Source organism: Comamonas sp. Z1 (assembly GCF_008121555.1).
GTDB classification, from domain to species: domain Bacteria; phylum Pseudomonadota; class Gammaproteobacteria; order Burkholderiales; family Burkholderiaceae_C; genus Comamonas; species Comamonas thiooxydans.
Genome location: NZ_VOQT01000004.1, coordinates 160414 through 180394 on the forward strand (window position 1 = coordinate 160414; position 19981 = coordinate 180394).

Here is a 19981-nt window from a genome sequence, read left to right on the forward strand (position 1 = left end):
CGTCGCCTTGGCTTGAGCGGGTGGACTGCACGAATCGCGTCAGCACCGTCCGGCAGCCGGCGCTATGCTGGCGCGCTAACAGAAAAGAAAGCATCTCATGCCGGGCATAGGAATGGAATATTTGTGGGTGGGGGTGGTGCTGTTTGCGGCGGCGGCGCAGACGGTGCGCAACACGGCCCAGCGCTCGCTGACGGTGCAGGTCGGCACCTTGCCAGCCACGCTGGTGCGCTTTCTCTATGGCCTGCCGTTTGCTGCCATCTATCTGCTGGCGCTGTACAGTCTGGGCGATCCGTCCCTGGTGCTGCCGAAGTTCAGTGCCGCGTATCTGGGCTGGATCGCGCTTGGTGCCTTCTTTCAGGTTGCGGCCACGGCTGCCTTGCTCATGGCCATGAAGGAGCGCAATTTTGCCGTGGCGGTCACGCTGTCCAAGACCGAGGTGCTGCAGGTGGCCTTGTTTGCCGCCATGTTTCTGCACGAGCTGCCGACCCGGCTGGCGCTGCTGGCCATGGTGCTTGCCACCGTGGGCGTGCTGATGCTGTCGCTGCCGCCGCGCGGGCAGCTGTTCACGCTCTCGGCTTGGACCAGCAAATCTTCGGTCTACGGGCTGATCTGCGGCGCCTGTTTTGCGCTGGCCACGGTGGGCTTTCGCGGCGGCGCGGTCGAGATCGCAACACTGGGCGTGAGCTCGCCCTGGCTGTCCGGGGCCTGGGGCGTGCTGATCGCGCAGACCATGCAGTCCGTCGTCATGAGCGCCTGGATTGTCAGAACCCATGAGCAGGGCCTGCGTCCCATCTTCAAGGCCTGGCGCATCTCGCTGCTGGCCGGCAGCATGGGCGCTGCGGCCTCGCTGGCCTGGTTCACCGCCTATGCCATGCAGGGGGCCGCTGCCGTGCGCACCCTGGGCATGGTGGAGGTGGTGTTCAGCTATATCGTCTCGCGCAAGGTGTTCAGCGAGAAGCTCTCATTGACGGAAAAGCTGGGCATGGCGCTGATGATGCTGGGCCTGGTGCTGATCTGTCTGCAGCTCTGATTTCAAGAGCTACCTGCGCTTGTCTATGCTCTTTTTCAAAGCTAAAAGTCTTTGAAATGAACTATGAAAAAGCGCAAGAAGCTTCTGAATCAATAGCGTGCTGCCGCGGCTGTCGCTGTCTCAGCTGCAGCCAGGGCATCGACAGCGCGGCTGTGCTGCGCCTCAGGCGGCTTGCTGTTGCGCTTGCGCCAGGCGTTGGCGCTGCTCGGGCTTGACCGCGTAGAGCCGGTAGCCGATCGTCAGCAGCGCAAACCACAGGGGCGCGATATAGAGCGCCACGCGGGTGCTGGCATCCAGCGACAGGCAGACCAGCACCACGGCCAGAAAGGCCAGCACAAACCAGTTGGTGAACGGCGCGCCGGGCATGCGGTAGGCCACGGCTGCGGCATGACCCAGGCTGACGGCGCGGCGATAGCGCAGATGGGAGAAGACGATGATGCCCCAGGTCCAGACGGCGCCTATGGTGGCAATGCTGGTCACGTAGATGAAGGCTTCCTCGGGCACCAGATAGTTCAGCACCACGCCGACCAGCATGAAGGCTGCAGAGATCAAAATGCCGGCGGCCGGCACATGGCGTGAATTGATCCGGCCCAGCCTGGCGGGCGCCTGTTTGAATTGCGCCAGCGTATAGAGCATGCGGCCCGTGCTGAAGATGCCGCTGTTGCACGAAGAGGCTGCGGCGGTGATGACCACGAAGTTGATGATGCCGGCAGCGGCGGGAATGCCCAGCTTGTCGAAGACATGGACGAAGGGGCTCATGTCGGGGCTGAGCTCGTTCCAGGGCACCAGCGACATGATGACGATCAGGGCACCGATATAGAAGATCAGAATGCGGTAGACGATGCTGTTGGTGGCGCGAGGCAGCACTTTCTCGGGCGACTCGGCCTCGCCGGCCGTCACGCCGATCAGCTCCACGCCGGTATAGGCAAAGCAGGCGATCTGCAGGGTGAAGACCACGCCCACCATGCCCACGGGCGCAAAGCCGCCGTGCGACCAGAGATTGGCGAAGCTTGCCGTCTGGCCCAGCGGTCCCCAGCCCGTGGTGATGATGGCCACACCCAGCACCAGCGTGGCAACAATGGTCACGACCTTGATCAGCGCGAACCAGAATTCCAGCTCGCCGAAGACCTTGACCGCAATCAGATTCACGCCCAGCAGCACGGCCAGGGTGGCGAGCGCCGGAACCCATTGCGGAATGGCCGGAAACCAGTAATGGGTGTAGATGCCTATGGCCGTGAGCTCGGCCATGCCCGTCACCACCCAGGTGAACCAGTAGGTCCAGCCGGTGACGAATCCGGCCCAGGGGCTGACATAGGTTTCGGCATAGGTGGCAAAAGAGCCGGCCACCGGGCGGTGCACCAGCAACTCGCCCAGTGCCCGCATGATGAAGAAGATGGCCAGCCCCGCGATGGCGTAGCTGACCAGCAGCAGCGGCCCGGCCTTGTGGATCGCCTTGGCCGAGCCCAGGAACAGGCCCACGCCAATGGCACCGCCCAGGGCGATCAGCTGGATGTGCCGGTCCTTGAGGCCGCGCTCCAGCTCCCCTGTCTGCTGCAGCGACTCCCCGGCTGCGCTTGGATGATTTCGACTCATGTTGTATGTCTCCGTTTTGCCATTCACACGGCAACAGCTGCCCCTCACGGGGCGCTGCAGCTGCCGTGTCTGGCTTGTTGATGAGGTTTTCAGGTCGTGGTCAGGCGCTGGCGGTGCTCAGCGTGGCCGGTCGGGGCTGTCTGCTGGCGCTGCCCATGGACTGCAGCACGAGGTCGCCGACCATGTCGGCGGTGACGGCCGACAAGGTCCAGCCCAGATGGCCGTGGCCGGTGTTGTAGAACACGCAGGGCTTGTTGCCGGGGCCCACGCGCGGCAGCATGTCCGGCATCATGGGGCGCAGGCCAGCCCAGGGCACGACGCTGCGCGTGCTGACACCGGGGAAGCACTGCTGAACCCATTCGATGAGCGGGCGGATGCGGTCGGCGCGGATGTCCTTGTTGAAGCCGTTGAACTCCGCCGTACCGGCAACTCGGAAGCGATCGTCGCCGAGGCGGCTGGTGACCAGCTTGGTCTCGTCGTCCAGCAGACTCACCACGGGGGCTGCGGCGCGGCTGGCTTCGTCCGGCAGATTCACCGTGATGGAATAGCCCTTGACCGGATAGATGTTGACGCTGTCGCCGAGCTGGGCGGCCAGGGCGCGGCTGGCCGTGCCTGCGCAGACCACCATGGCGTCGAAAGTCGAGGTCTCGGTTTCCAGGCCCTGGCGCACGGTCACGCTGGCCTGCTTGCCATTGCTGTTCACCGACACGATTTCCTGGCCGTAGCGGCATTGCACGCCCAGTCGCTCGCAGGCGGCGGCAAGGCCGCTGGTGAACTTGTGGATGTCGCCCGTGGAGTCGCTCTCGGTGAAGTAGCCGCCGTAGAAGGTTCCGGACAGGGTCGGCTCTATGGAGCGCATCTCCTGCGGTGTCACGGCGCGGCGCTCCAGACCGCCTTTGGCCAGCAACCGGGAAACCTTGCCCGCATGTTCAAAGCCTGCTCGGTCGCGGTAGATATGCAAGATGCCTTTTTGCTTCAGATCGAAGTCAATGCCTTCGCTGGCCGCCCAGTCAAACAGGTGCTCACGTGCCGCAATCGCCAGCCTGGCGGTCTCCACGGTGTTTTTCTCGTAATGGGGGATGGCAGCGAGAAACTGGCAGAACCAGGAAATCTTGTGCCAGCTGGGCCTGGGGTTGAGCAGCAGCGGAGCATCGCTCTTGAACATCCACTTGAGGCCCTTGACGATGGTGGACCAATGGGTCCAGACCTCGGCGTTCGAGGCCGAGAGCTGGCCGCCATTGGCGAACGAGGTTTCCATGGCGGCATAGCGCTGCTTCTCGAACAGGGTGACGGAAAATCCGCGGCGTGCGAGGGCGTAGGCGGTGGTCACGCCCGTGATGCCACCGCCGATGACGGCGATTGTCTTCATGATTCAGATTCCAGAAACGTCAAGGGTGGAGCCCGTGCGCAACATGCGCAGCGAACGCCCCCTCTGTTCTGGACCTGAGAGATTCACGAGGCAGGGCCTTGCGGCGCTGCTCGCTTGCTCCTTCGGTATGCCCGGCGGACGATGACGTCCGGACATTCTTCAGAGTGTGTGAAAGCGATGCCGATCCTTTGGCCTGAGAGTTTCCGGGGCGGTTGCTCCTTCGGCGCTGCATGCGCCAAGTTTGCGCTGCAGTCTCTCTCGGCATCACCGGGCTGAGAGCCTGTGGGCAAATGTAGGAAGAATGGCGGCGCCTGGATATACGGGTTTTCTAGACTTCTGCGCCAGGGCTCAGCCATGGCTGCTCATGTCGGGCCCATGCTATTTGATAGCGCCTACCGCTTATCCTTCAAGGGAATATTGATTATTTGTCTATGAAAATGAATTTATTAAAGCGCAGTGTGCTTCTAAATTCATAGCGATAGACGCTGTCAAGTGCCGCCGAGCAGCCCCAGAGTCAGCCCCTGCATTGGCATGGCGGGTCATGGTCGGCGGTGGATTTGGGCAAAATATCGTCTTTGCCTGTCAATGGGCCCGGCGATATCACCGCTTTGCCATTGAAGCACCCGACTGGGGTGGCTGCCGATTCAGGATGCAACTGGCCTATCCGCCATGGCGTTCTGCTGTCATGGCTTCGTTCCTTTGTCCTTGTTGCCCGCGACCGTCATGGTCGCCTTTTTGCGTTGCCTGTCGCAGCGCCTGCGGGATGGTTGGGTGTTTTGTCCGGATGGGCGCAAACCATTACAACAAGACATTTATGTCCCAACCCAACTCAAGCCAGCAGCTCGCGCCGACTGGTGATGGTGACGATAACCAGCCCCGCTTGCACCGGGTGCTCAAGCAGCGCCACCTGAGCATGATCGCCATTGGCGGCGCCATCGGAACGGGCCTGTTCGTGGCCTCCGGCTCGGCCATCGCCCAGATCGGCCCCGGCGGCGCCGTGCTCACCTATCTGCTCATCGGCATCATGGTGTACTACATCATGACCAGCCTGGGCGAGCTGGCTGCCTTCATGCCGGTGGCCGGTTCCTTCTCGACCTATGCCTCGCGCTATGTGGATCGCGGCTTCGGCTTTGCGCTGGGCTGGAACTTCTGGTTCAGCTGGGCCGTGGTGGTGGCGGTGGATCTGGTGGCCTCGCAACTGGTCATGGCCTACTGGTTTCCCGATGTGCCGGGCATCCTCTGGAGCGGCCTGTTCCTGCTGCTGATGGTGGGGCTGAACGCGTTTTCCGCGCGCGGCTTTGCCGAGGCCGAGTACTGGTTCGCGCTGATCAAGGTGCTGGCCGTGGTGGCCTTTCTGATCACTGGCGTGCTGATTCTGTTCGGCATCATCAGCAACGGCCATGTACCGGGCTTCGAGAACTGGACCACGGGCGATGCGCCATTCGTCGGCAATTTCGCGACCTTTGTGGGCGTGGCCATGATCGTGGCCTATTCCTTCCAGGGCACGGAGCTGGTGGGCGTGGCGGCGGGCGAATCCGAGAATCCGCGCGAGAACGTGCCGCGTGCGATTCGCCAGGTGTTCTGGCGCATCCTGCTGTTCTATGTGCTGGCCATTGTCGTCATCGGCTTTCTGATTCCCTATACCGATCCGCAGCTGCTGCGCACCGATGTGGCCGATATCGCCGTGAGCCCGTTCACGCTGGTGTTCCAGCACGCGGGCCTGCTGTCGGCGGCCACGGTGATGAATGCGGTGATCCTGACCTCGGTGCTGTCGGCCGGTAACTCCGGCATGTATGCAGCCACGCGCATGCTCTACAACATGGCGACCGAGGGCAATGCACCGCGCATCTTCTCCCGGCTGACCCAGAACGGCGTGCCGCTGGTGGCCTTGATCGGCAGCACGCTGGTCGCCAGCCTGTGCCTCTTTTCCTCGCTCTACAGCCCGCAGGCCGTCTATATCTGGCTGCTGAATCTGGCCGGCATGACGGAGTTCATCGTCTGGCTGGGCATTGCCGTCAGCCACTACCGTTTCCGTCGCGGCTATGTCATGCATGGTCACGATGTGGGTCTGCTGCCCTACAAGGCCGGCGCCTTCCCCTTCGGCCCCATCTTTGCCTTCGTGCTGTGTCTGGTGGTGACGCTGGGCCAGAACTATCAGGCCTTCCTGGAAGATCGCATCGATTGGGGCGGCGTGGTGTCGACCTATCTGGGCATTCCGCTGTTCCTGCTGTTCTGGCTGGGTTACTGGCTGGTCAAGCGCAAGACCTGGGTCAGCTATGCCGATATGCGCTTTGACGAGCTCGAAGACATCAAGCAGGGCAAGGTTTCGTCCTGAGGCTGTTTGAGCCTTCCCCTTCTCTGTTCGGGAGGGGATGGCAGCAGGTCCGGGGGCTGGCGCTGCTTGCCGTTTCCCGGTGTCTGTGTGCCTGTTTGACGCATGACTGCCGTCTCTGGCCAGCCCAGGCAAAATCGGTGCTGTGAGCGATCTTCCCACCAGCCCCGAGCCCAGACCCAGGCGCATCGCGCATCTGGACATGGATGCGTTCTACGCCTCCGTGGAGCTGCTGCGCTACCCGCAGCTCAAGGGGCTGCCGGTGGTGATCGGTGGTGGGAGGCGCAGCTTTGACGAAGAGCTGCTGGCGCGGCATGCGGGGCGGCCGCTGTCCGAGATCCCGGTGGCGGACTTTCCGCTGCTGCGCGATTACACGGGGCGCGGCGTGATCACCACGGCCACCTATCCGGCACGGCAGTTCGGCGTGGGCTCGGCCATGGGCATGATGAAGGCCGCCAGGCTGTGCCCGCAGGCGATTCTTCTGCCCGTGGACTTTGCCGAGTACAGGCGCTTTTCCCGGGCCTTCAAAGAGATCATCGTGTCGATTGCTCCGCTGATGGAGAACCGCGGCGTGGACGAGGTCTACATCGACTTCACCGACGTGCCCGGCGGCCAGCGCGAAGGCGGACGCGTGCTGGCCCGGCTGATCCAGAAATCCATCTTCGATGCCACGGGCCTGACCTGCTCGGTCGGTGTGGCTCCCAACAAGCTGCTGGCCAAGATGGCCAGCGAGTTCAACAAGCCCAACGGTATCTCCATCGTCCAGCCCGAAGATCTGCAAAGCCGGATCTGGCCGCTGGCCTGCCGCAAGGTCAACGGCATAGGGCCCAAGGCCGATGCCAAGCTCAAGAGCCTGGGCATAGAAACCATTGGTCACCTGGCCGCGCAAAGCCTGCCGCAGCTGCTGCACTGGTTTGGCAAAAGCTATGGCCATTGGCTGCACGAGTCTGCCTGGGGGCGGGACGAACGCGCTGTGGTAACCGAGAGCGAGCCGGTTTCCATGAGTCGCGAGACCACCTTCGAGCGCGATCTGCATGCCGTGCGCGACAAGGCCGAACTGGGCGCGATCTTCACGGACCTGTGCGAGCGTCTGGCCGAGGATCTGCAGCGCAAGGGCTATGTGGGGCGCACCGTGGGCATCAAGCTGCGCTATGACGATTTCAGGATCGCCACGCGGGACCAGACCCTGAACCTGCCGATACAGAATGCGGCAGCCATCCGCCTGGCCGCAGGCCAATGCCTCAAGCGCGTGCCGCTTGGCAAGCGCATCAGGCTGCTGGGGGTCAAGGTCTCGGGCCTGATTGCCGAGCAGCTCTGGCAGGCCAGCGCCCACGATCCGGTGGCAAGAGATCTGCTGCTCAGACCTCATGGTTTGACCTCGGTCAAGCATTCGGATCCCTATACCGCATCTCTGTTCTGAGCCTGGGGGCTCGGGAATCATCACTGTGCGATGATCCAAGTGTGAATTTGTGTATCTGGTTAACCAGCTGTCGACGGGATGCCTGATCGCTCACTCTCGAACAAAAACTAAACAGGCTTATTGGAGGAGTGCAAAGCATGCGCCTGAACCTGCCGGTATCTCAACAAAACTACGACTTTCCAGGTGACGAGCTGCTGGTCTCCAGCACCAACACCAAGGGCGAGATCACGCATTGCAATCCCGCTTTCGTGCGCGTCAGCGGCTATGGCTATGAAGAGCTGATCGGCCAGCCGCACAATCTGATTCGCCATCCCGACATGCCGGCCGCCGCCTTCAAGGACATGTGGCGCACCATCGCCCATGGCTATCCCTGGACGGCACTGGTCAAGAACCGCCGAAAGAACGGCGACCACTACTGGGTGCGCGCCAATGTCACGCCCATCATGGAAGGCGGCAAGCCCAGCGGCTATCTGTCGGTGCGTACCAAGCCTTCGGCCAGGGAAGTGGCCGAAGCCGAAGCGCTGTACGCGCGCATGCGCAACGAGGAAAAGCAGGCCCAGGCCAGCTTCCGCCTGCGTGCGGGCGCGGTGCGCCGTCTGGGGCTGATGGGCTGGTGGGACGGTCGCAAGGATGTGGGCCTGGTGGCGCGCATGGCCTGGTTGCTGGCCATCGTGGCCTTGATCGCCATGCTGCCCGATATGCTGGGCTGGCTGGGTGCAGCCGCCTGGGGCTGGCGTGCTGCAAGCCTGGTGGCAGGCGGCGCATTCGTGCTGTGGCGCTTTCAACGGCGCTGCGTGGCGGGACTGGAGGAAGCCAGCCGCTTTGCGGCCGATGTGGCAGCCTGCAATCTGAGCACCGAATGCAGCCAGAGCTACAGCGGTGCCGTGGGGGCGCTGATGCTGAGGTTGCAGCAGATTCAGATCAATCTGCGCGCCGTGGTGGGCGATGTGCGTACCGAGGTGCAGGGCTTTGCCCAGACCGCCCATGAAATCGCCCAGAGCAGTTTCGATCTGGCAGGGCGTACCGAGTCACAGGCCACCAGCCTGCAGCAGACTGCGGCCTCGATGGAGGAAATTTCGGGCACCGTGTCGCAGACGGCCGATACGGCACAGTTCATGGCCGGTGCCAGCGACGAGAGCAGCAAGGTGGCCAGCCGCAGCGGCGCGGCCATCAGCGAAGTGGGACTGGCCATGGAGCATATCCGCGGCTCCTCCACCCGCATGAGCGAGATCATTGGCGTGATCGAGAGCATTGCCTTCCAGACCAATCTGCTGGCGCTGAACGCGGCCGTGGAAGCGGCGCGGGCCGGCGAGCAGGGTCGCGGCTTTGCCGTGGTGGCGGGCGAGGTGCGGGCACTGGCCCAGCGCAGCGCCGAAGCGGCCAAGGAGATCAGCGTGCTCATCAACCGCACGGTCGACGGCATCAATGACGGCAACGCGCGCATGCGTGCCGCGGGTCAGACCATAGACGGCATGGTGCAGGCCGTGGACAAGGTCGGCTCCCTGGTGCACCAGATCAGCATTGCCACGCGTGAGCAGTCGATAGGGATCTCCCAGGTCAACGAGGCCGTGGCCCAGCTCGACTCCGTGACCCAGCAGAATGCGGCCCTGGTGGAGCAGTCGACCAGTGCTGCGCAATCGCTGCGCCAGAGTGCCAAGACGCTGGAGCGTTCGGTGGACGTGTTCCATCTCTAGGCTTTTGTGGTCTTGCTCTGAAAAGGCAGCCTTGGAGCTGCCTTTTTCACATCGGCTTTCGGTAGGATTGCGCCATGAGTGTTGTGCTGATCCTGATCGCCATTGCGGCGCTGGCCCTGTGTTTGCTGATCTGGCTGATATCGCGTTTGCGCGCTGACGCCAGACCCGCGTCGTCTGCAACTGCCCAGCAGGAGGCCGAGCCGTCCGTGGCCCAGGCCGGAACGGCGTCGGAGGTTGCGGCGCAGACACTCTCCGATCAAGAGCTTGCGGCGCAGGCGGATACGGCGTCAGAGGCCAGCAGGGATGTGAATTTTCGCCCCCAGGGCGAGCGCGGCATGGGCGGTCCCATCTATGGCGATGTGCTGTGTGCGGACGGCGTCTACCTGCCCCATGTCTGGGAGATGGACATGCACACCTCCTATGACGGGCGCTGGCTGCGCACGGGCTTTTATGACAGCGAGGTCGCCCATCTGGTCGATCGCAAATCACGTCGCAGCTGGGTGATCAGCAAGCCGGAAGGCGAGCTGCTGGATGTCATCCACTGGCGCATGCCGCGCTGGAGTGGCGAGAGCATCAACGAAAGCGGCATTGCCGACGATGCGCATGTGATCATGTCTGATGCCAGCTTCGAGGCCTGGCTGGGCGAGCATATGGCTGCGCAGCCGCAGCCCCTGCTGCAGGTGGTGGATCTCTGGGTGCCGGCCGACTGCCTGCCTGCCGAAGTCGCCCGGCCCATGCCGACTCTGCCACAACCGGCTCAGCCCACCTCAGTGCCGCCGGTGGCGCTGCAGCGCCACTGGCCGGCTTCGCTGCGCAAGCTGCGCTATCCCATGGCTCCGCTGCAGAATCCGCACTGGCAGCTGATGCTGGGTGAGGCCGCCCAGCCCTGGGTGCTGGACGAGAGCCACAGCATGGTCTGGCGTGCCGATGCCCGGGCCTTTGCGCTCTATGCCTACCCCACCCAGGGCGATGCCAGCCAGGCCAGCCTGCGGCTGGCCGTCTGGACCATGGAGCGAGGCTGGCAGCAATGGCTGGAGTTGATGCCCGAGGATCGCAAGCCCTGGGCCCTGGCCCTGCCGGATCTTGAGCCGCCGAGCGAGCCGCAAGCGCCAGCGGTTTTGCCGCTGAGCTGGCTCAATGAACTGCTGCTGCAGAAAGTGCAGCTAGATACGCCCGAGACCGAGCGCCTGCACGATGGCACCAGCATCAGTTGCGCCATGAGCGAGGTGGATGTCTGCGCTGCCCATCAGCGCGATGGCCTGCCCATCCTCAAACCCTCGCTTCCCTTGTGTTTCGACTGGCTGCGTGATCCGGCGCAGCCCGCGCTGTGGCGCGCGCAGAGCGAGCCGCTCAAGGGGCAGCGCTTGATCTGGACCCTGTCCAAGCCTGCCAGGGAGGAGCTGGGCGAAACGGCGGCCTACAACCTGCAATGGGGCGAACGCCATCTGCCCGGCACCTGGGCGCTGGAACACGTGATCGTGCAGGGACGCTGGGCGATTCTCATGCCGCATGGGCGTGCACCGATTCGCGGTGGCAGCGGCAGCCTGCAGGTCTGGGACGGGGAGCGCCTGCAAAGCGTGGACCTGCCCTGGCCCGTGGTGCGGCTGGCCGCTGTGCCTTCGGTCAAGGGCGGCATGGCTGCCCGCCTGCGCGTGCTGGCGCTGACGGCCAGCCTGGCGGACAAGGACTGGGACCCCTCGACCGCATCCTGGCGCTGGCCTCTGCAGTCCGTATCGGCCAGCCATCTGGCAAGACCCGACTGGCGCCCGCTCTACTCAGAGCGCGAACTGGCGCCCGATGCGCAAGGGCGCTGGCAGTTGCTGCCGCGCTGGCGCGAGGTGAGACAGATTCAACACCCCTGTTCCGACGGCGACTATGTCTGGCGTGACGATGTGCGCGGAGACACCGTCTGGTGGTGGGGCGGCGTGAACGAGCGCGTCAATCACTATTGGCAGCATGATGAACCTCGCAAGGACGGCGTGATCATGACGCGCAGCGGTCTGGCGTTCTGCGGTGTCGGGCCCTGCGCCTGTCCCCATCCTTCAGGCGAAGGCTGGGCCTTGCTGGAGCCCGTGGAGACACGCTATGGCGAGCTGGGTCAATGGCAGTTGCACTGGCTCAACCCCGTGGAAAAGGAAGTACGCACGCTGACACTCAAGGCGCGCATGCCGGTGCTGCAGGGCTGGGATGCCCAGGGCCTGCATTGGCAGGATCTGCCCTTGCCTGACGAAGTGGCGCTGCAGGGCGAGGCCAGCGCGTTTCACAAGCCCCAGTCGGAGCCCGCAGCGGCGCGTCAGCTCGTGGTAGCGCAGACCTGGCAGCGTGCTGCCGTCGAGCCCCTGCGCCAGGGCATGAACGGGCTGTGGCTGCGCATTCAGGATCTGCGTTATGCCGAGGCTTTGCTGGGACAGGATGACTGCCCATGGAAGAGTTGATTCCCTTGAGCCACTCTGAGGCCTCCCCCTGAGGGGGACGGCAGCTTTGCTGCGGGGCGGCCCTTGCTTGCTGCCCCTGATTGAGTCGGTGCTGGTGTTACTGGCGTGCCGTACGCACGTTGGCGGGCAGGGCACCCGGGTGGCTGGTGCGGAAGGGGTTGATGTCCAGGCCGCCGCGGCGTGTGTAGCGGGCGTAGACGGCCAGCTTGATGGGTTTGCAGCGGGTCCAGATGTCCATGAAGATGCGTTCCACGCATTGCTCATGGAATTCGTTGTGATTGCGAAAGCTCACCAGGTACTGCAGCAGACCTTCCTGCTCGATCTGCGCACCGCTGTATTGAATCTGCACGCTGCCCCAGTCGGGCTGGCCGGTGACCAGGCAGTTGCTCTTGAGCAGGTTGCTGACCAGGGTTTCGCTGACGGGGGCTTCGTCGTGGTTGGCGCGCAGCAGCTCGGGAGCCGGCGTGTACCGGGTGCACTCCACATCGAGGCGGTCCAGCAGCAGGCCGTCCAGCTCATGCACTTGCTGGGCATCGAACTGCTCTGCCTGCAGCAGCCGCACGCCCACGCTGCCCTGGGCCTCGCTGCCGCGCCAGGTGGCTTCGGACAGATCGGTGCGCAGGCGCGCCAGCACCTCGCTGGCGTCGGCAAAGCGGGTGTTGTTGAAGCTGTTCAGATACAGCTTGAAGGACTTGCTCTCGATCAGATTGGGCGTCTCGCAGGGGATGGTGAAATGCGCCAGCGCCACCTGGGGCTTGCCGCGCAGATTGAGCCAGGAAACTTCGAATGAAGTCCACAGATCGGCACCAAAGAACGGTGGGTTGATGGCGGCGCCGATTTCCTCGCGCTTGGTCAGGCGTGGCAGGGGGAAGAGCAGGGACGCGTCGTACTGGTCCACATAGGCCGAGCTTTTGCCCAGCTGCGATTGTTCAGGGGTGTGCATGATTCAAAAACAAAATGGCCAGCAGTAAAAAAGATAGCTGCTGGCGCTTTGTAAGTAAGGGTTGGAGCCTGTTTTTTTTACTTGAACTCTCGTTCGCGCAGCCACTTGGTGGCAATCCATTTTTCGCCTTCCAGCACGGGAGCGCCGCCGTGCAGGGTCTTGGTGGCCGGGTCGGGCCGGTTATAGCTGAAGAATACGGCATTGCCACGGCGCGGAACGACCTGCAGCCCTACATCGGGAAAGGTGGTTGCGCCGCCGCGCGCGGGCTCGTTGAGATACATGACCAGGGTTCCCACACGCTGGCCGCCACGCTTGAGTATGGTCGGCGTGCCGGGCTCGTTGGGTGCGAAGTAATCGTAATGCGGCTTGTATTCGGCGCCAGGCCGGTAGTGCAGCACCTGCATGCCCTCGCCGTTTTCCAGCGGCCAGTTCAGCAGGCGTGCGATGCGCTGCTCGACAAGGCTGATGAGCTCGTTCTCGCCGCGCTGAAAGAACATGCCATTGCTGGTGCGGTCATCGTTGACAGCCTCGCCGCCGCTCTGGTTGTCCACGGTCAGCGAGCGCCGCATGCGCGGGCGGGCAGCTGCGATGATGGCATCGCACTCCTCGTCGGAGAGTAGATTGCCGAACACCACCACGCGCGGGTGGCGCACGCTCATCAGCACATGGACATCGCGATCGCCGGCATGGACGCAGCAGGGATCGGTCAGCAGATCAGGCTCGGGAACCCCTGACTCATGGACCTGCACTGCCACTTCGGTTTCGGGCCGGGCTGCTGCGAAAGGCAGGGGCAGTTCACCCTCTTCGGGCAGAGCCAGCGCGCGGCGCGCCAGATGCTCGGCCCAGCCAGCCTTGCGCATGGACTGCAGCAGCGATGGCAGCGATACGCCGGAGGCGCTTTGCGCGCGCACCCATTGCATCAGCTCGGGTGTCAGGCCGGGAGGTGTGACGAACTCGTCTTGGGTGGAGGTGCTCATGTCGACAATGCTAGTGTGCACTGATGCCGATTTCAATGCGCAGCGTCAGTCTTGCAGCTTGCGGCGGAACACCAGCTTGCCGGGCGTGCTGGCCTGCTCGGCCAGCGCATAGCCTTCCAGGTCGAACTTGCGCAGGTCGGCCACCTTCCTGGCCTTGTGCTGTACGGCCCAGCGCACCATCAGTCCGCGTGCGCGCTTGGCATGGAAACTGATGATCTTGTACTTGCCGCCCTTGAAGTCCTCGAAAACGCATTCGACCACGGGGGCCTTGAGCGCCTTGAGATCCACTGCCTTGAAGTATTCCTGAGACGCCAGGTTGACGACAATGCGCTCGGCCTGGGCGTCACCGTGCTCGGCTTGCGCAGCACTGCGTTCGTTCAGGTAGTCGGCAATCTGGGTTCCCCAGAACTGATAGAGGTTGCTGCCCTTGGCGTTTTCCAGCCGGGTGCCCATCTCCAGGCGGTAGGGCTGCAGCAGATCCAGCGGGCGCAGCACGCCGTAGAGGCCGCTAAGGATCACGACATGCTCCTGGGCCCAGTCCAGCTCCCTGGGCTTGAGGCTGGCGGCATTCAGGCCTTCATAGACATCGCCATTGAAGGCCAGCACGGCCTGGCGCGAGTTCCTGGTGGTGAACTTGGCACTGAACGCTTCGTAGCGGCCCACATTGAGTACGGCCAGCTTGTCGCTGATGCTCATGAGCTCGGAAATCTGCTGGGGCGATTTCTCGCGTAGCACTTCGATCAGTTCCAGGGGCTGCTTTTTGAAAACCGGCAGCGTGTGCGGCAACTCGGCGGAAACAGGGCTTTCATAGTCCAGCGATTTGGCCGGAGAGATCAGAAACAACATGGCTTGACGTTCACTCAATCAAAGAAAGGGCGCATGAAAAAGGGCCAAGGCCCCATCCACCGGAGTGGACAGTCCCCTTGGCCCTGTGATGCCGGAAGGCAGTCTGCTTAGGCGTTGACGCCTGCAGCCTGTTCTTCCTTCTCGAACGGCAGCTGCATCAGGCTCAGATCCTTGCGGGTCTCGACCAGAATCAGCGGGCCTTCGTCGAGCACCACCACCGGTGGGCGCTCGCGCGGAATGCGCACGGGCTTGGGCTCAGCGGCAATCGCAGCCTGGACGGCGGCGATCTTTTCGGCATCGGAGTTGATCCATTCCAGACCCGATGCGGCTGCCAGGGCCTGCAGCTCGGCAATCGGCAGCGCATAGCTCTGTGCCTTCGTTGCGACTGCCGGAGCAGGAGCCTCGGTTTCAGCCACAGGCTCCACGGCGGCAGCCTGAGGCTCTGCGGTAGCAGCAGGTTCTGCTTGCACGGGCTGAGAAAGTTCTGCCACAGGGGCGACCGATGCCACCACGGCTTCTGCAGCAACAGGCGCTTGCTCTGCCTGAGCCTGAGGCGCAACAGCATCAAAGTAGCTGCGGCGTGCCGGCTGCTCGCCAGCGTCTGCGGCAGGCACTTCGACCGGGGCCTGGGCTTCGGCAGCCTGCTCTGCAGCCTGGCCTTCTGCCTGGGCATCGCGCGGTGCACGGTCGCGGCGGTCACGGCCGTAGCGGTCACGCGAACGGCGCTGACGGGGCTCGCGTGCGGGATCGCCTTGCGCTCCATCCTGTGCCTGCGCATCCGCAGCGTCGACCTGGGCGGTGTTCAGCACCGTTTCGTCGGCCACGGCCTGCATGGCGGGCTGGGCATCGGCGTTGCGATTCTGACGCTCGCGGCGGCCTTCACCGCGTTCACCGCGCTCATTGCGTTCTGTACGCTCACCGCGTTCCTGGCGGTTGCGCTCGGGCTTGGGAGCTGCGTTGAACTCTTCGCCGTTCAGAGCAGCTTCTGCCACCTGGGGCTGGCGCTCGTCGCGACGCTCGTTGCGTTCGCCGCCGCGGCGGTTGCCGCGCTCGGGACGGTCCTGACGCTGTTGCTGTTCGGGACGCTCGTTGCGTTGCTGCTCGTCACGACCCTGGGCATTGCGGCGGTTGTTGCGGTCGCCGCGTTCGCTGCCATTGCGCTCCGCGCTGTTGCGGTCGCTGCGCTCATTGCGGTCACCGCCACGGCGGTTGCGGTCGCCGCCACGGCCTTCGCTTCGGCGGCCGTCGCGGCTGCCTTCACGGGCGGCGGGAGCGGGAGCCTCGGCCACGGGAGCGGGCGCTGCCACGGGAGCCGGCGCGCCAAAGCCGAACAGATTCTTGAGCCAGGCAAAGAAGCCCTGCTCGCGCACCACGGGGCGGGCCGCGGCGGGAGCGGGCGTCGCAGCGGCAGCGCGAGGCTGGCGCGGTGGGCGAGGCTCGGCAATCGGCGCGGGAGCATCGGGCAGCACTCCCTTGATGACGGGAGTCTGCTTGTTGGTGGGCTCCTGCGAGCGGCGTGTGACCGTGGTCACCTCTTCGGGCTCGTCGGCCAGCTTGTAGCTGGCTTCCATGGATTCCAGGCGCGAGTCGTCGTGCTTGAGGCGCTCGAGCTTGTAGTGCGGCGTGTCCATGGACTTGTTGGGCACCATGATCACGTTGACGCGCTGCTTGAGCTCGATCTTGGTGATTTCGCTGCGCTTCTCGTTGAGCAGGAAGGAGGCCACTTCCACGGGCACCTGGCAGTGCACGGCGGCCGTGTTGTCCTTCATGGACTCTTCCTGGATGATGCGCAGAATCTGCAGCGCCGAGCTTTCCGTGTCGCGGATGTGGCCGGAGCCGCCGCAGCGTGGGCAGTTGATGTGAGCGCCCTCGGACAAGGCGGGCTTGAGGCGCTGGCGGCTCATTTCCATCAGGCCGAACTTGCTGATGGTGCCGAACTGCACGCGGGCGCGGTCCTGGCGCAGGGCATCGCGCAGGCGGTTTTCCACTTCGCGGCGGTTCTTGGCCTCTTCCATGTCGATGAAGTCGATCACGATCAGGCCGCCCAGGTCGCGCAGGCGCATCTGGCGCGCCACTTCGTCGGCTGCCTCGAGGTTGGTGCGGGTCGCGGTTTCCTCGATATCGCCGCCCTTGATGGCGCGGGCCGAGTTCACGTCCACGGAGACCAGGGCTTCGGTGTGGTCGATCACGATGGCGCCGCCCGAGGGCAGGGTCACGGTGCGCGAATAGGCGGACTCGATCTGGTGCTCGATCTGGAAGCGCGAGAACAGGGGGGCGTCGTCGCGGTAGCGCTTGACGCGGGCAGCGTGCTCGGGCATCACATGTGCCATGAACTGCTGGGCCTGTTCGTAGATGTCATCGGTGTCGATCAGGATGTCGCCGATGTCATTGTTGAAATAGTCGCGGATGGCGCGGATCACCAGGCTGGATTCCTGATAGATCAGGAAGGCGCCCTTGGAGGCCTTGGCGGCGCCGTCGATGGCGCTCCACAGCTTGAGCAGATAGTTCAGGTCCCACTGCAGCTCGGGGGCCGAACGGCCGATGCCGGCAGTGCGTGCAATGATGGACATGCCCTTGGGGTACTCGAGCTGGTCCATGGCCTCCTTGAGCTCGGCGCGGTCCTCGCCCTCGATGCGGCGCGAAACGCCACCGCCACGGGGGTTGTTGGGCATCAGCACGACATAGCGGCCGGCCAGCGAGATGAAGGTGGTCAGGGCTGCACCCTTGTTGCCGCGCTCCTCCTTTTCGACCTGGACGATCAGCTCCTGACCTTCGCGGATCACGTCGTTGATGCGGGCCTGGCTGGGCGAGACGCCTTCGGCAAAGTATTGCTTGGAGATTTCCTTGAAGGGCAGGAAGCCGTGACGGTCTTCGCCGTAGTCCACAAAGCAGGCTTCGAGAGATGGCTCGACGCGGGTCACGACGGCCTTGTAGATATTGCCCTTGCGTTGTTCGCGACCTTCGATCTCGATCTCGTAGTCCAGCAGCTTCTGGCCGTCCACAATGGCCAGGCGGCGTTCTTCGGACTGCGTCGCGTTAATCAGCATCCGTTTCATGATGCGTTTCCTTTATTCGTTTTATGAGGCACGTTGGTCACAGACCAACGCACCTTTGACTGGTAATCAAAGACAGGCTCAACAGGAGCCGTGATGCCAGACGAACGAGTTGAAACGGATGAGGAATCTGGGGCGGTACAGGACGGCGCTACTGGCCTGATCTCAAGTCAGTAGCGGAGGTACAGGCCGGGGGACGAGCGGGAGAGGACGCGCATGCAGACGGGGTACAAAAGAAGCCGACGCGCGTGCTAGGGAGGTGGGTGGTTTCTTTGAGACATGGCTCGTCCCGGGGGCCGGCCGTGCCTTGCCCCAGAGGTTGATCAGCAATGTCCAAAAGATCCACATGCTCGTTGAGAGAACCGACAGTTGCAGGCTGCTTTTGCCTGGACAACTGCACGGTATGAGATTCCGTATCAGTGTTTCAATTCGTCAGCCTTTGCCAGGCTCTCACAGGCTGCTGCAGCTCATCTTGACTGCAATTTGCGTGTGCAAAACTGGCGGGCATCGACCTGCCTGTGCGGTGGGAAATGATTGTTTGGACTAAACTCCATGCGAATCAATCACTTACAACTAAGCTCGGCACAGGTGAAACACATTATAGAGGGCAAACCGGCACAGGACCGGTCCCAGAATACGGCCGCGGCCTCAGTACGGCTGATCGAGGTCGATGAAGACTCCGCCGGACAGCGACTCGACAACTTTCTCATGCGCCACCTCAAAGGGGTGCCCAAGACCCATGTCTACCGCATCATCCGCAGCGGCGAGGTGCGCATCAACAAGGGGCGCGTGAGCGCCGAGACCCGGGTTCAGCCCGGCGACGTGGTGCGCCTTCCCCCGGTCCGGATTTCCGAAAAAGTCAGCGAAAAAGCAGAACGCCCAGCGCCGGCTAAGGACTTTCCCGCCCTGTTGGATGACGAACACATGCTTGCATTGTCCAAGCCTGCCGGCGTGGCCGTGCATGGAGGCTCGGGCGTGAGCTTTGGCGTCATCGAGCAACTGCGCCAGGCGCGTCCTGATGCCAAGTTCCTCGAGTTGGTGCACCGGCTGGATCGCGAAACCTCGGGCATTTTGCTGGTGGCCAAGAAGCGTTCCGCGCTCATCAATCTGCAGGACCAGTTTCGCGAGCGCGAGACCGGCAAGACCTATCTGGCACTGGTGCAGGGGGCCTGGCCGGCCAACAAGAAGGTCATCGATCTGCCGCTGCACAAGTATCTGCAGGCCGACGGCGAGCGCCGCGTGCGCGTGACCACGGCCGATGACCCGGATGGAATGCGTTCCATCACCCTGGTCAAGGTCAGAAAGCTGATCGAGCCGCGTCCCCTGCAGGGACTGCCTGCGATGAGTCTTCTGGAGGTGACCATCAAGACAGGTCGTACCCACCAGATTCGCGTGCATCTGTCATCGCAGGGGCATCCCATCGTGGGCGACGACAAATATGGTGATTTTGATCTCAACCGTCGTGTGCAAAAGCAGGGCCTCAAACGCATGTTTCTGCACGCCTGGCGGCTACAGTTCAATCATCCCGCCAGCGGCGAGCGTGTCGAGTTGCGTGCCGAGCTGCCGCCGGAGCTGGCGGATTTTGTGAACTGACAGGCTTCATGACTACTGAAAACCATAGCGCCCGGCGACCACGCCGCTTCGATCTGATTGCATTCGACTGGGATGGCACGGTGGCGGACTCCACGGCCATCATCAGTCGCAGCATCCAGGAGGCGGTGCGTGATGTGGGCGGCACTGTGCCCAGCGACGAGCAGGCTGCCTATGTGATCGGCATGGCGTTGATGCCGGCCCTGGCCCGCGCGGCACCCGATGTGCCGCCCGAAAAATATCCTGAACTGGCCAATCGCTATCGCTTTCACTTCTTCAAGCATCAGGACGATATCTGCGTGTTTGACGGCATACTGCCGCTGCTTGCCGAGCTGCGCGAGCGCGGCCACTGGCTGAGCGTTGCCACGGGCAAGAGCCGCATGGGGCTCAACCATGCGCTGCAGGATCCGCAGCTCAAGGGATTGTTCGACGGTTCGCGCACGGCCGACGAGACCGCCGGCAAGCCCAGTCCGCTGATGCTGCACGAGCTGATGGCCGAATTCGGTGTGGAACCCGAGCGAACGCTGATGATTGGCGACACCACGCACGACTTGCAGATGGCGCAGAACGCCGGCTGTGCCTGTGTGGGGGTTTCCTATGGTGCCCATGCGCCCGACGGCTTCGCCCAGTTCAATCCGCTGTTCGTGGCCGATTCGGCGATGCAGCTGCGGGCCTGGCTGCTGGCCAACGCGTGAATCC

13 protein-coding genes and 1 riboswitch are annotated in these 19981 nt (G+C 63.5%); of the genes, 7 read left to right on the plus strand and 6 right to left on the minus strand.

The window, feature by feature from the left end:
* Positions 1 to 97: 97 nt before the first annotated feature.
* A complete protein-coding gene (locus tag FSY45_RS09615) occupies positions 98 to 1030 on the plus strand; it encodes a DMT family transporter (protein ID WP_046460333.1) in 933 nt (310 codons plus the stop codon).
* Positions 1031 to 1192: 162 nt separating this feature from the next.
* Here the strand turns inward: FSY45_RS09615 and FSY45_RS09620 are convergent, their stop codons facing one another.
* Both FSY45_RS09620 and FSY45_RS09625 read right to left on the minus strand, forming a co-directional pair.
* Positions 1193 to 2623, minus strand: a complete 1431-nt coding sequence (locus FSY45_RS09620) for an amino acid permease (protein ID WP_046460334.1) — start codon at positions 2621 to 2623, stop codon at positions 1193 to 1195.
* A gap of 100 nt (positions 2624 to 2723) precedes the next feature.
* Positions 2724 to 3992, minus strand: a complete 1269-nt coding sequence (locus tag FSY45_RS09625) for a D-amino acid dehydrogenase (protein ID WP_003067736.1) — start codon at positions 3990 to 3992, stop codon at positions 2724 to 2726.
* A gap of 171 nt (positions 3993 to 4163) precedes the next feature.
* Positions 4164 to 4263, minus strand: a riboswitch (glycine riboswitch).
* Positions 4264 to 4806: 543 nt separating this feature from the next.
* On the opposite strand from FSY45_RS09625, the gene FSY45_RS09630 reads away from it, so the two are divergent.
* The 4 genes from FSY45_RS09630 (at position 4807) to FSY45_RS09645 (ending at position 11873) form a co-directional block, all read left to right on the plus strand.
* Entirely contained in the window at positions 4807 to 6327 is a 1521-nt protein-coding gene (locus FSY45_RS09630) for an amino acid permease (RefSeq protein ID WP_003067734.1), read from the plus strand.
* 199 nt (positions 6328 to 6526) lie between these two features.
* Entirely contained in the window at positions 6527 to 7744 is a 1218-nt protein-coding gene (gene dinB, locus FSY45_RS09635) for a DNA polymerase IV (RefSeq protein WP_187427553.1), read from the plus strand.
* A 137-nt stretch (positions 7745 to 7881) separates the two neighbouring features.
* Positions 7882 to 9438 carry a PAS domain-containing methyl-accepting chemotaxis protein gene (locus tag FSY45_RS09640; RefSeq protein ID WP_046460336.1) on the plus strand — a complete coding sequence of 519 codons (1557 nt, stop codon included), beginning with the start codon at positions 7882 to 7884 and terminating at the stop codon, positions 9436 to 9438.
* 74 nt (positions 9439 to 9512) lie between these two features.
* Positions 9513 to 11873: a hypothetical protein gene (locus tag FSY45_RS09645; protein WP_046460337.1), complete on the plus strand. Its 2361-nt coding sequence runs from the start codon at positions 9513 to 9515 to the stop codon at positions 11871 to 11873.
* Between the two features lie 97 nt (positions 11874 to 11970).
* Here FSY45_RS09645 and queF read toward each other — a convergent pair whose 3' ends face one another.
* The 4 genes from queF to FSY45_RS09665 all read right to left on the minus strand — a co-directional run bounded on the left by queF (position 11971) and on the right by FSY45_RS09665 (position 17695).
* The gene (gene queF, locus FSY45_RS09650; protein ID WP_003067725.1) at positions 11971 to 12816 is read right to left on the minus strand and encodes an NADPH-dependent 7-cyano-7-deazaguanine reductase QueF; all 846 of its coding nucleotides are present in this window, start codon (positions 12814 to 12816) and stop codon (positions 11971 to 11973) included.
* Between the two features lie 77 nt (positions 12817 to 12893).
* A complete protein-coding gene (locus tag FSY45_RS09655) occupies positions 12894 to 13793 on the minus strand; it encodes a 2OG-Fe(II) oxygenase (RefSeq protein ID WP_003067722.1) in 900 nt (299 codons plus the stop codon).
* Between the two features lie 45 nt (positions 13794 to 13838).
* Entirely contained in the window at positions 13839 to 14639 is an 801-nt protein-coding gene (gene yaaA / locus FSY45_RS09660; RefSeq protein WP_003067720.1) for a peroxide stress protein YaaA, read from the minus strand.
* Positions 14640 to 14746: 107 nt separating this feature from the next.
* Entirely contained in the window at positions 14747 to 17695 is a 2949-nt protein-coding gene (locus tag FSY45_RS09665) for an Rne/Rng family ribonuclease (protein ID WP_148748057.1), read from the minus strand.
* 585 nt (positions 17696 to 18280) lie between these two features.
* Between FSY45_RS09665 and FSY45_RS09670 the strand changes: the two genes are divergently transcribed.
* The gene (locus FSY45_RS09670; protein WP_050788990.1) at positions 18281 to 19285 is read left to right on the plus strand and encodes an RluA family pseudouridine synthase; all 1005 of its coding nucleotides are present in this window, start codon (positions 18281 to 18283) and stop codon (positions 19283 to 19285) included.
* 8 nt (positions 19286 to 19293) lie between these two features.
* On the plus strand, positions 19294 to 19977 hold the full coding sequence (locus tag FSY45_RS09675; protein ID WP_034408589.1) for an HAD family hydrolase: 684 nt from the start codon (positions 19294 to 19296) through the stop codon (positions 19975 to 19977).
* Positions 19978 to 19981: the final 4 nt, after the last annotated feature.